Here is a 12,451-nt window from a genome sequence, read left to right as displayed (position 1 = left end):
GTTTTATTATTCATTATGACACACCTCCCTTTTTTTTAAAACCATCGGACGTAACAAAAATCTTGTCTATGTGGTAATAGATTATTTTTGGGATACATGCGGAAAGCCTGTTTGAAACTTCCGGCATTAAAAATTTGAGATGTCCCCTTGAAGGTATATAGATTCCCGTCTTTGGAAACTAGTGGAAGAGGTATGACTTCATAGATATGATCTTGACCACTTTCATGCTGAATAATGACCAATTCAATTCCAATTGCATCATCCAGACCTTTCTCATCGACAACAACTGTTACTTCATATTCCTTTCCGGCTTCGATTGTCGCATCCAACCCGTTTCCGGCTTTTATGGATTTGATTTCAATGGAATCCCACCTGTTTCGGACAGCGGTTTTCCAGTCAGATATCATTTTGGCTTTTGCATTATTGTCAGCAGAGAGAATGTGGAAATGCTCCGACAGTTTGATATAGAATTTCTCATAGTAATCGTCCAGTTGCCTTTTCATGGTAAAACGGGGAGCTATTTGTGCGATTGAATTCTTGATGTACTTAATCCAGTTTTCCGAATACTCCTTATCTCCATGTTCATAATATGCAGGAAGAATGTCATGCTCCAATAGATAGTAAATTGCTTCGGCGTCCAGCTGGTTCTGATATTGTTCATTCTGGTAGATACTTTTGTCGGTCAGCGCCCATCCTGCATCCTTACAATAGCCTTCATACCACCAACCATCCAACACTGAGAAATTAAGTACACCGTTCATCAGTGCCTTTTCCCCTGATGTGCCTGAGGCTTCGGCCAGACGTGTGGGAGTGTTCAGCCAGATATCCACCCCTGCGATAAGATGTCTTGCCAGATCCATATCATAGTTTTCAAGAAATATGATTTTACCTAGGAATTCAGGACGCCGGGATATTTCCACAATCTGCCTGATTAGTCCCTGGCCGGCACCGTCACTGGGATGAGCCTTCCCTGTAAAGATGAATTGTACCGGATATTTCGGATTGTTCACTATTTTAGCCAGGCGGTCGATATCGGTAAACAAAAGATGCGCCCTTTTATATGTAGCAAAACGTCGTCCGAAACCAATCAGAAGGGCATTCGGGTTAAACTTCTCAAAAATGGAAATGGTTAATGACGGATCGATCTGGCTTCTAAGCCAGTCTTTGCTGCATTTTCTTTTGATATAATCTATCAGTTTGGTTTTTAGTTTCAGGCGGGTATTCCATATTTCTTCGTCCGGAATGTCGTAGACAGCTTCCCAGATTTTTTGATTGGACTGGTCATGAATAAAGCTCTCATCAAAATTGTCTTTGAAAAGCTTTTCCCATTCGGTGGCGCACCAAGTAGGGAAATGTACGCCATTAGTCACATAGCCCACATGATTCTCTTCCGGGAAGTAGCCTTTCCAGATAGGAGCGAACATTTCCTGTGACACAGTTTTATGCAACAGGCTGACTCCGTTTACTTCCTGGCTGGTTTTACAGGCGAATACAGACATACAGAAACGTTCTCCTTTGTCTCCCGGATTATGGCGTCCGAGATCCATCAGGTTATTCCAGGTTATGCCCAGTTTGTCGGGATACCCTTTCATGTATTTGTTGAAAAGTCCCTCGTCAAAATAATCATGGCCGGCGGGTACAGGTGTATGTACGGTATAAAGAGAAGAAGCGCGTACTAATTCCATCGCTTGGCCGAAATCCAGACCACCGGCTATATAATCACATAACCGCTGAATGTTGATTAATGCGGCATGGCCTTCATTGCAGTGATATACGTCTTTTTCTATACCCAAAGCTTTCAGTGTCATCATGCCGCCTATACCGAGTAAAATCTCCTGTTTCAGCCGGTTCTCCCAGTCACCGCCATACAGATGGTGGGTAATTGGACGGTCAAACTCGCTATTGAGTTCATTGTCCGTGTCCAGTAGATAAAGGGGGATTCTTCCTACATTGACTCTCCAGACATTGGCATGTACAATAAAGCTGTCGGCGTAGGGAATGTGGATTACCAGCTGTTTTCCATCTGGTTGCATCACTTTTTCGATTGGGAGCTGTCCGAAATTCTGTGCTTCATAATTGGCAATCTGCTGCCCGTCCATGGAAAGAGACTGGTCAAAGTAGCCATAACGGTACAACAGTCCTACGGCACAAAGGTCAACGTTGCTGTCTGATGCCTCTTTCAGGTAATCGCCCGCAAGTATTCCAAGACCACCGGAATATATTTTGAGGACCTTGTCTAAGCCGTATTCCATACTGAAATAGGCTACTGACGGACGTTTATGATCTGGAACTACATTAATGTATTCCTTGAAAGCAGTATAGACGGTATTCATCTTGCGGATAAAAAACTCATCATGTGCCAGTGTTACCAGCTTCTCATAATTCATCCGCTCCAGGAACAATATCGGATTTTGCTCCGTTTCTTCCCAAAGCTCCGGATCTAGGTCGCAATACATACTTTTGGCGTCATCATTCCATGTCCACCATAGATTACGTGCTATTTCCGCAAGTTTTCCCAATTCCATGGGAAGATGTGAACCGACTGTAATTTCCCTCCATTGAGGAGTGTTTACATTATAACTTGGATATTCCATAACATTGTACATTAAATAGTTTATATTTCCTTGTTTATTTTATAATAGGGCATTATCCATACCGGATAAAACTTTGTAGTTTCCCGATGATGATACAGTCCGGTATGTCTGCCTCCCGGAGTGTCTTTCCAAGCAGTGGTGAATTAATAACTTTATATGGACAGCTCGTTAAGTACCCGAATCAGGCTTTTGTCAATAGGCTTGTCATTTTTGATTGCTTGTGCAAAAGGAACATAGACAATTTCATTGTTCCGTATGCCTATCATCACATTCTGTTGGTCTTCCATCAGAGCCTGGATGGCTGCTTCTCCTAATCGGCTTGCCAGTATACGGTCGTTGGCACTTGGAGCCCCACCGCGTTGCAGATGTCCCAGAATGGAAACTCTTACATCATATTCAGGATATTCCTTTTTTACCCGGTCGGCATAGTACATGGCACCTCCATTTTTATTTTGGGGACTTTCGGTCACAATGACGATACTGCTGTTTTTTGTTTTTCTGAATCCACGTCCGATAAATGTCTCCAGCTGGTCCACATCCGTTTTGTCCTCCGGAATAATGGCAGCTTCAGCCCCTGAAGCAATCGCACTGTTCTGGGCCAGGAAGCCCGCATCACGTCCCATCACCTCGACAAAGAAAATGCGGTCGTGTGAGGTTGCGGTGTCTCTTATTTTATCTACACATTCAACAATTGTATTTAATGCCGTGTCGTATCCTATGGTGAAATCAGTACCATATAAATCATTGTCAATCGTACCGGGTAGTCCTATACATGTCACGTTATACTCTTCGGCAAAGATACGGGCTCCCGTCAGAGAACCGTCTCCACCGATAATAATCAGTGCACTGATATTTTCTTTTTGTATAACTTCATAGGCTTTCTTACGTCCTTCCGGAGTGGTAAAAGCTTCGGAACGCGCTGTTTTCAGTATAGTACCTCCCCTTTGAATAATACTGCTCACGTCTTCTGTTGTGAGTTCCTTTACTTCACCGGCAATCAGTCCTTCGTATCCCCTATAAATTCCCTTTATTTTAAAGCCGTTGAAGATGGCGGTACGGGTTACGGCGCGGATCGCTGCATTCATTCCTGACGCATCCCCTCCGGAAGTCAGGATTCCAATATACTTGTTATTCATAATTCATTTTTATACAATTATTAGACAAAATCAGAAAGTAACTGCTTTAATTTTTTCCTACTATGAAAGATACGGCTTTTTATTGTACCTAGCGACACTCCTGTTTCTTGAGCTATTTCCCGATATTTGAATCCGGATATATACAACATAAAAGCGTTGTAATGTTCTTTAGGTAGTGTTTTAAGGGCTGCCCTTATCTCCTTGGCATCTTGACTATTGTCTATGAAAGCAAAAGAGTCATCTCTTAGCAGGAAATGATAGTCGGGTTCGGATAATATATATAAGTCTCCCTGGCTTTTTTTTATCCGGTAGTTATTTATAAAAGCGTTACGCATAATGATATACATCCAGCCTTTAAAATTTGTTCCAGGATCAAATTTATCCTTATTATCCAGAGCTTTCAACATTGTTTCCTGCAATAAATCCTCAGCATCGTGTTTGTCAGCTGTCAATTTATATGCAAAACCTAGCAGATCACTTTGCAGAGCTATTAATGCTTCATCAAAATTGAATGTTTTCATTATAGTGATTTGAGGTTCAAAGGTTTATATCAAGGCATCCCCCTAAATATAAGGAACGCCTTGGGTAAAGTTTAGCTAAGATATCTTATTTGATATCAATAGTTCTGGTTATCTTCTGAACTTCTTTGTCCACTGTTTTGGGAATATCTATAGACAGAATCCCATGTTCTACCTTGGCTGTAATCTTATCTTTTTCAACATTGTCCGGCAGTATGATACTTTGTTGGAATTTGGAATAAGAGAATTCACGGCGTAGGTATTTTTTGTCTTTTTTCTCCTCATTCTTCTCTTCCTTCTTTTCCATGCAGATTACTAGATTGTTGTTTTCATCCACATTAACGGTGAAGTCATTTTTTGTCATTCCCGGAGCTGCCAATTGGATTTTATAGTCCTTTTCATTTTCAATTACATTAATAGCGGGGGCTGTTGCATTTGCCTTCATCATCCACTCATTGTTAAAGAAATCATTAAAAATACTTGGTAACCAATTCTGGTTCATTTTTGTAGGTACCATTTTTACCTCCTTTTTTAGTTAATAATTAAAGTTTAGAAAATATGTCTGGCTGCTTGACAGAACTTTTATTGTTTAGTCATTCCTTGTTTTGCTACAGCTTCCGTCCGTTTACGTATCTCTTCCGGATCACCGAGAAAATAGTCTTTGACAAGAGCCAGCCGGTTGTCGAATTCAAAAACGTAAGGAACTGCTGTAGGCAGGTTCAGGTTGGAAATGTCTGTATCGGATATTTCCTTGAGATGCTTGATGATTCCACGCAGGCTGTTGCCATGGGCAACTACCAGCAGGTTATCCTTACATGTCAATGTGGGAAAGATGATGCATTTCCAATAAGGCATTACACGCTCAATGGCATCTTTCAAGGATTCCGTACGTGGAAGTTCCATATCCGGGACATCTGCATAACGTATGTCTTTACTCGGATTGCGCGAATCGTCCTCTCCCAATGCTGCAGGAGCTATATCATAACTTCTCCGCCAGGTGTGTACTTGTTCTTCACCATATTGGGCAGCCGTCTCACTTTTGTTAAGTCCCTGAAGTATGCCGTAATGTTTCTCATTCAACCTCCATGTCTTTTCGACGGGAATCCAGCTCTCATTCAGGCGGTCCAGAACGTAGTCCAGCGTTTTTATAGCACGTTTTAAGTAAGAAGTGTAGGCAATCTCAAAAGAAAATCCGGCTTCTCGTAATGTATCGCCTGCTTTGCAGGCTTCTACAACGCCTTTTTCACTTAAATCAACATCTGTCCACCCGGTGAAGCGGTTTTCTTGGTTCCATAGGCTCTCACCATGACGTAATAATACTATTCTTTTCATGGACGACCTGTCTTTATGCAATGGTTATTGAAGAATCCAAATATACATCCTGTATGGTGCTCAATAGCTGGACCCCATCTTTCATTGGTTTTTGGAAGGCTTTCCGACCACTAATCAACCCCATACCGCCAGCACGTTTGTTCACTACTGCTGTAACAACAGCATCATGCAGGTCGGATTCTCCATGAGATTCACCACCCGAGTTGATTAGTCCGACGCGTCCCATATAGCCGTTAGCTACCTGATAACGGCAAAGGTCTATCGGGTGGTCAGTTGTCAGCTCTGTATACATGCGCTCATTTGTTTTTCCGAAGCCGATGGCTTTGAAGCCACCATTATTGGACGGAAGTTTTTGTTTTACGATGTCAGCCTTGATCGTTACTCCGATATGGTTGGCTTGGCCTGTCAGGTCGGCTGCAGCGTGATAGTCGGTTCCGTCTTTCTTAAAACCGCTGTTTCTCAAATAACACCATAAAATGGTAGCCATTCCCAGTTCATGAGCATATTCAAAAGCTTGCGATACTTCCACTATTTGGCGGCGACTTTGCTCCGAACCGAAATAAATAGTGGCTCCAACTGCTATGGCGCCCATATTCCATGCTTCTTTTATTGTACCGAACATTACTTGGTCATAGCTATTCGGATAAGTAAGCAGTTCGTTATGATTCAATTTGACGATGAATGGAATTTTATGGGCGTATTTCCGTGCTACGGCGCCTAATACGCCGAATGTAGATGCTACGGCATTACATCCTCCTTCAATAGCCAATTTTACGATGTTCTCCGGATCAAAATAAAGTGGATTGGGAGCGAAAGATGCCCCAGCAGAATGCTCTATACCCTGGTCTACAGGTAGGATGGATACATAGCCGGTATTCGCTAAACGTCCATGTCCATATAAAGTTTGCAAACTCTCCAATGTCCGAATGTTTCTGTCCGAATTTATCCATACCTTATCTACTATATCCGGACCCGGAATATGAATCAGTTGTTTATCTATTGTCTTGCATGTATGGTTTAGGTAGTATTCAGCCTGCCCACCTAATATATCTACTGTTTTGCTCATATCATTTATCTTTTAACTATTCAGGTTTATTATTTGCATCCATCCAATTTAGCATCTATGAAAAGGATACCACTATCTCCGGCTTTCTTTAACAGGTTTACAATATTCTGTACACCGGCTTCTTCCTCTACTTGTTCCCGGACAAATTTCCACAGAAAATCCTGTGTGGCATTATCCTTTTCTTCTGAAGCTAAGTATACCAATTCGTCAATCAACTTGGAGATATGCTTTTCATGTTCCAAGGCATGTTCAAAAACTTCCAAAGAATTTCCCCATCCTTGTGGAACTACATCCACTTTGTCTACTTTCGGTGTCGCCTCACGTTTAACCATATACTCGGCAATGGTGCACGCATGTCCCACTTCTTTTGCAGATTGTTTCCGCATCCAGTTGGCCATACCTGAAAAACCTTCTTTTTTTAGATAGAAAGACATAGACAGATACAAGTTGGCAGACCATAATTCTGCTGTGATTTGTTCATTCAAAGCATTTTGTAATTTCTCACTCATAATGATTTAAATTTTTAGAGTTAATAATAATTTAATATTCTCTCTTATCTTGAAACAAGCATAAACTTGTCCCAAAATGTCGATAAAACCGGGTTATCCTATTAATAAAATATTCATGATCTATTTTATTATTGTTTATTATGTTGCAAAAAGTAGACCATACAAGGTTATATAATCTTTAATATTATGAGATGTTAAATGGAGGGACATACTGTTAGAAATAAGGTAGTCTCCGCACATTTTCTTGGGCAAGAATACGTAATAATTCCAAAAGGGCCGTACTTAGATATATTCGGTCTGAATACAGCCTGTTGATGAAAGAATTAGAGGACGCATCCACGTTTCGGCATAGTATGAGGAGTATGGAGACTAGGCGGGACATATATCGTTCATGTTCAATCAATTCGTTTAAGGCACTTACTGGAGCTTGCCATTTTGCACATCCCGTTTTATCTCATTAATTGCAACGCATCCTCCATTATGATATATCCAGCTCATCATTTGATAGACTTTGTTCATATTATCCTGAGCCTGGGTATTTAGCCAGGAGCTCAGTATCGGGAGTTGTTCACTTTCAAAATAAACCTGTAAAGACAGGTATAAGTTGGTTGACCATATTTCTGCGTTGATCAATTCATTCATGGTACTTTCTATTCGTTTATCTATCATTATTCTGAACATTAAGGTTACATAACTGATTGCGTACGTTTCTTGGTATATAAAAATTCCATTTCATAGAGGTAATCTATAAAAATGAAACTTTTAACGATAGTTTAATGATGCGACATTTTTACTGCATTGGACAAATTGTCGCATAAGGCGGAATAATAATGTCTATTTGTCACTTCCACGAGTGATAATCAATAAAATATCCAACAATTTTTCTATTCTTACAATATTATCATATATAGATTCCAAGGTCTTAGGATACAGATAAGACTTACAGTCCTGTATTTCCTTTGCCAAAGCGAGAACTTGTAACCAAAGGTCTTTTTCTGTATGGTGAGAGGAACCGCTATTATTGGCTATCATGGAGGAAGGTCTCAGAAAAATATGTTGGCATGTAATTTGTAAGATAGTGATTGTGTGTCTTGAAAAAAACAGGAATGGAAATAAACAGAATAAGAATTTCACTAAAGACAGTAACAAACGAAGAACAGAAACCGGTCGAGACAGTCGTCTTACTTTTAGAACAAGTTGCTTTCATAATGTTTATCTTCTAGTCAACTCTGTTCCCTGGAGCTGTGTTTATATATAAAGTTAAGCGTGGGAACTTTGGTATTACCGTTCAGAAGTATCCCCATACTCAACAACATATAATACACAAAGCCCCACGCCTATATATATAACACTTTAATATATAAATAGTACGTGGAGCGTCCAATGTATTATCCAGTTGTTGTCTTGAAATTGGGGATTTCCTGAACTTGGATAATGCCTTAACGCTCTATTTTTATTAAGATTTGAAATAAATCCTAATACAAAGGTAAGGAAAAAATATTTTATTTTCCAAACAAGTTGTGCAAAATAAGTTGTGGCGTGTATTGCTTTTCTTTTTATTGGCTGAGGAATGGTTATCTTCAGTAATCAGTTTCTGGGCTCAGTTGTAATTCTTGGGGGATTAAGTTTAGTCAATTCCCTTCATGCATATACCTTTGCTAGCCTAAAAAGGAAGAAGCTCATATCCACTACTCCTCTAAATGATGCCCTAAATGCTTTGATTTTAGCATTAAATGCTTCCGCTGCTGCATTTGTACTCCTGTTCACAAAGAAGTTCAGAATCCTTTCATAATGATTCTCAATAGAGTTTGCTACTGTTGTGAATGTATCGTATCCATATTCTTCAATCTTATTATACCATAGTGCCAGCTTTGCTCTTGCTACATCCTTGTCATAGTTTGTGGAAAAGATCTTTCCCAACTCCAATGAGTAGTAATATACGTGCTTAATATCTTCAAACTGCTTGAAAAGTAATTCTGCCCTGATTTTCTGACTCTTGGTCCATTTATCAGGTGATTTAAATAATAAATATCTGCTTCTGGCCAATAATTGCCTGAGTGTATCTCCGTTTTCGAGTTCTTCTGCTTTATATACTTCCCCCTTCTCTTTTGCCGCTTTCATAGCTTTATTCTCCTCTTTTATCACTTGCCATCTATATGTAATGCGCAACTCTTGTACAGCTTCGTATACAAGTTTTTGTACATGAAACCTATCAATCACCTGCATGGCACGTGGAAAGCACGTTTTGGCAATCTTTTGCATGCTCCCGGCCATATCCAGTGTAATTTCTTTGACCTGATTACGCAGCTCCTGTGGCATCTTTGTAAGTACCGCAATGATATCATCGGTTTTAGTGCCCTGAATTACAGCTATAATAGAACCTTTCCTACCTCGCTTATCTCTATTTATTAAGATGGTATAAAGATCTCCCTTACTTAAAGCCGTTTCGTCAATACATAGGTGATAACCCATATTCTTTGGATAAAGGATATACTCTTGGGCATGTGCTCTCTGATCCCAATTCTGGAAGTCACTCAGGTGGTCTTTATATTGGCTTTGAAGCTGTTTGCCATCCATACAGTAATGCTCAGCTACACTTTGGCAGCTAACGGCGTGATTATCTAAGTAATTCTTTTAAAAAAGCACCGAACTCAGCGGTTATGCGAGTACCGGTGGCTACCAAACTCCAGTCACGACTATATGTCTGCCCAGTGGATGGATCTTCCCAGCGACGACGCTTGATACGTAAATAAACGGCTTTACCACGGATAGGGAAGTCCTGAACTTCAATCTCAGGGAGGAAACCTTTTGAGTGAAGATGGAGATCAGAGTACTCAGCAGGAATAGTGGCTTTCTCCTCTAGATAAAGAATAAAGCAAGTATCCTGAGAAACATGATTGACTAGGGTAAAGTAATCAAGGATTCCTGAAGGCAAGAACAAGCTTAAAGAAGCAACAGGATCAATCGTTTGGGAAGAGGATGTTTTCATGATGCAAAAATAAGAATTTTAACGCAATCCCCCAAGGTTTCAGACTGAGCCAGTTTCTGTCTGTCGAGTAAGTCTGTATAATTTTTTTTTGTACCTCTACTTCGGGTCTTGACATTCCTGCTTCATGGCTGATTGTTGTAGGTAGACTATATAATTTTTTCTGTTGTTCATATTTAATGGAGAGTAGAATGGGAATAAGGCCTTTGGATAAGAAGAAAAGCCCCTGAAAATCAGAGGCTTAATCTTGTTTTTGGTGATCCGCCTGGGGCTCGAACCCAGGACCCCAACATTAAAAGTGTTGTGCTCTACCTGCTGAGCTAGCGAATCAATCCTTATTTGCGAATCAGTTATTTCCTGATTGCAGGTGCAAAGGTAGTTACTTTTATTTAATTTGCAAGCATTACGTAGAAAAAAGTTTCAATTATTTTTCCTCGTTGTGGCTTGTTTCTTGATTATCAGTAGTTTCTACTTCATCATATTTTATTTTTTCTTTGTTGATAATAAAGCGTTGGTAGTAGGAGAGCATCAAAGTTGTTAGTGGCAAGGCGATAATCATGCCGAGCATTCCCATTAATGAACCCCAGATAGAAAGAGATAAAAGGATGATGGCAGGATTCAGTCCGGTAATCTTTCCCATGATTTTGGGGACAAGGAAGGTATCCTGTATGATTTGTACGATTGCAAAGACGGCTAATGCACATGCAATGATAATCCAGAAGTTCTGTCCGGTGTCGGCAGCTTTGAGGATTGCCAATAAAATGGTGGGAAGGAAACCAATGATTTGCAAGTAGGGAACCATATTCAATGCTCCGATGAAAAGTCCCAGAGCGATAGCCATGGGGAAATCGATAATCAGGAAACCGATGCTGAAAAGAATACCTACGCAGAAAGCAACCAAAGCCTGTCCACGGAAATATCTGTTCATACCATCCTGTACGTCGTGAACCAGGTTGGAGGCAAACGTACGGTATTTATTGGGTAGCAGATGCAACCATCCTTCAGCTATCGCTTCGTAATCCAATAATATAAAGATTACATATAATAATATAATGAAAGAGGCAAGGATGCTGAATAGAATGTTGAGAGATTCTGCAAGCAAAGTCCACACTCTGGGGACGGTATCCTTGATTGCCGCCAGGATATTCTCTTCACTTAATACACGGTTCAACGCCTGAAGATCAATGTTCTCGTGGATAAATTCAGAAAGATTCTTAGGCACATTGTTACCGGCTCCATTGGTGAGGTAAGTCACTAGCAAGTCGTTCATTCTGCCTATTTCCGAAATCATCGGCGGCACTAATAGGTAGAATAAAGTGACTCCGATAACCGTAATGAGGAATAAGGAACAGAAGATGGAAATAATGCGGCTTTTTAATCGTAGCTTATACTGGAAGAATTTGACTAACGGATAGACCATATAAGCTATCAGCCACGCAATAAAGAAAGGTAATAACACTCCGCTAAGACGTTCCACGAGCATTAATATTCCTACAACTAACACACATCCGATGGAACCGCGTATAAAACTGTCGAATGTTATCTTTTTCCTTTCCATAATCTGTTTCTTTTATAGAGTTTATACTTTCTGCTCATCTTCCCCTCGTGCACGGAGATAACATTCCCTGCACAGAGGCTCATATTCGGCTGTTTCGCCTAAAAGAACCTGTTTCTCATTCTTGACTGTACGATGTGAGAAAGAGGCCAGCTGACCACATTTCACACAGATCGCATGAACTTTGGAGACTTCATCGGCAATGGCGCACAATTGTGGCATAGGTCCGAACGGATTTCCTTTGAAGTCCATATCCAATCCTGCAATGATAACACGGATTCCATTGTTGGCAAGCTGGTTGCATACATCAATCAAACCACTGTCGAAGAACTGTGCTTCATCAATACCTACTACATCTATCTCAGAAGTAAACAGTAAAATGCTGGCTGACGAATCGATGGGAGTGGAGGCGATAGAATGGCTGTCGTGAGAGACTACGTCTTCTTCTGAATAACGGGTGTCGATAGCAGGTTTGAATATCTCGACACGTTGTTTCGCGAATTTCGCTCTCTTCATTCTGCGAATCAATTCCTCTGTCTTTCCGGAGAACATAGAACCGCAGATTACTTCGATCCGGCCTCTTCTTCTAGTCTCCTGTATGTGGTCTTCTGAAAATAATACCATGAGATTTTGTGTTTTCTTGATTAAATAAATATGTGGACAAAGGTAAGCAATTCGATGTGCAAGAACTGTTAAATTATCCATTATTTTAAGTTATTGCATAAATTATTCCTACATTCGCACCGTATAAACAA

General features: G+C 40.4%; 12 protein-coding genes, 1 tRNA gene and 1 pseudogene. All 14 read right to left on the bottom strand.

The window, feature by feature from the left end:
* Nucleotides 1-35 precede the first annotated feature (35 nt).
* Nucleotides 36-2,594 (bottom strand): alpha-glucan family phosphorylase, encoded by a 2,559-nt coding sequence (gene glgP, locus INE92_RS14925; protein WP_004326384.1) that lies wholly within the window; start codon nucleotides 2,592-2,594, stop codon nucleotides 36-38.
* A gap of 152 nt (nucleotides 2,595-2,746) precedes the next feature.
* Nucleotides 2,747-3,730, bottom strand: a complete 984-nt coding sequence (pfkA, locus tag INE92_RS14920; protein ID WP_008777393.1) for a 6-phosphofructokinase — start codon at nucleotides 3,728-3,730, stop codon at nucleotides 2,747-2,749.
* 20 nt (nucleotides 3,731-3,750) lie between these two features.
* Entirely contained in the window at nucleotides 3,751-4,251 is a 501-nt protein-coding gene (locus INE92_RS14915) for an RNA polymerase sigma factor (protein ID WP_008650022.1), read from the bottom strand.
* A gap of 85 nt (nucleotides 4,252-4,336) precedes the next feature.
* Nucleotides 4,337-4,765, bottom strand: coding sequence for an Hsp20/alpha crystallin family protein (locus INE92_RS14910; RefSeq protein ID WP_004309103.1), 429 nt, complete (start codon nucleotides 4,763-4,765; stop codon nucleotides 4,337-4,339).
* A gap of 65 nt (nucleotides 4,766-4,830) precedes the next feature.
* Nucleotides 4,831-5,580, bottom strand: a complete 750-nt coding sequence (gene gpmA, locus INE92_RS14905) for a 2,3-diphosphoglycerate-dependent phosphoglycerate mutase (RefSeq protein ID WP_004309105.1) — start codon at nucleotides 5,578-5,580, stop codon at nucleotides 4,831-4,833.
* Nucleotides 5,581-5,593: 13 nt separating this feature from the next.
* Complete coding sequence (locus INE92_RS14900) at nucleotides 5,594-6,646, bottom strand: class I fructose-bisphosphate aldolase (RefSeq protein ID WP_004309107.1); 1,053 nt, start codon at nucleotides 6,644-6,646, stop codon at nucleotides 5,594-5,596.
* Between the two features lie 29 nt (nucleotides 6,647-6,675).
* Entirely contained in the window at nucleotides 6,676-7,155 is a 480-nt protein-coding gene (locus INE92_RS14895) for a ferritin (RefSeq protein WP_004309108.1), read from the bottom strand.
* Between the two features lie 214 nt (nucleotides 7,156-7,369).
* A pseudogene (locus tag INE92_RS14890) lies at nucleotides 7,370-7,797 on the bottom strand (ferritin-like domain-containing protein).
* 192 nt (nucleotides 7,798-7,989) lie between these two features.
* On the bottom strand, nucleotides 7,990-8,187 hold the full coding sequence (locus INE92_RS14885; protein ID WP_004306485.1) for a hypothetical protein: 198 nt from the start codon (nucleotides 8,185-8,187) through the stop codon (nucleotides 7,990-7,992).
* Nucleotides 8,188-8,796: 609 nt separating this feature from the next.
* A complete protein-coding gene (locus tag INE92_RS14880) occupies nucleotides 8,797-9,732 on the bottom strand; it encodes an ISAon1 family transposase (protein ID WP_008025715.1) in 936 nt (311 codons plus the stop codon).
* 40 nt (nucleotides 9,733-9,772) lie between these two features.
* Nucleotides 9,773-10,144 carry an ISAon1 family transposase N-terminal region protein gene (locus tag INE92_RS14875; protein WP_008640050.1) on the bottom strand — a complete coding sequence of 124 codons (372 nt, stop codon included), beginning with the start codon at nucleotides 10,142-10,144 and terminating at the stop codon, nucleotides 9,773-9,775.
* Between the two features lie 251 nt (nucleotides 10,145-10,395).
* Nucleotides 10,396-10,471, bottom strand: a tRNA-Lys gene (locus INE92_RS14870).
* Nucleotides 10,472-10,565: 94 nt separating this feature from the next.
* Complete coding sequence (locus INE92_RS14865) at nucleotides 10,566-11,699, bottom strand: AI-2E family transporter (RefSeq protein ID WP_004306487.1); 1,134 nt, start codon at nucleotides 11,697-11,699, stop codon at nucleotides 10,566-10,568.
* A gap of 21 nt (nucleotides 11,700-11,720) precedes the next feature.
* A complete protein-coding gene (locus tag INE92_RS14860; RefSeq protein WP_004299175.1) occupies nucleotides 11,721-12,320 on the bottom strand; it encodes a thymidine kinase in 600 nt (199 codons plus the stop codon).
* Between the last annotated feature and the right edge of the window lie 131 nt (nucleotides 12,321-12,451).

It is taken from the genome of Bacteroides xylanisolvens (assembly GCF_018289135.1).
Taxonomy (GTDB): domain Bacteria; phylum Bacteroidota; class Bacteroidia; order Bacteroidales; family Bacteroidaceae; genus Bacteroides; species Bacteroides xylanisolvens.
This window is presented reverse-complemented; position numbering and strand designations above follow the sequence as displayed.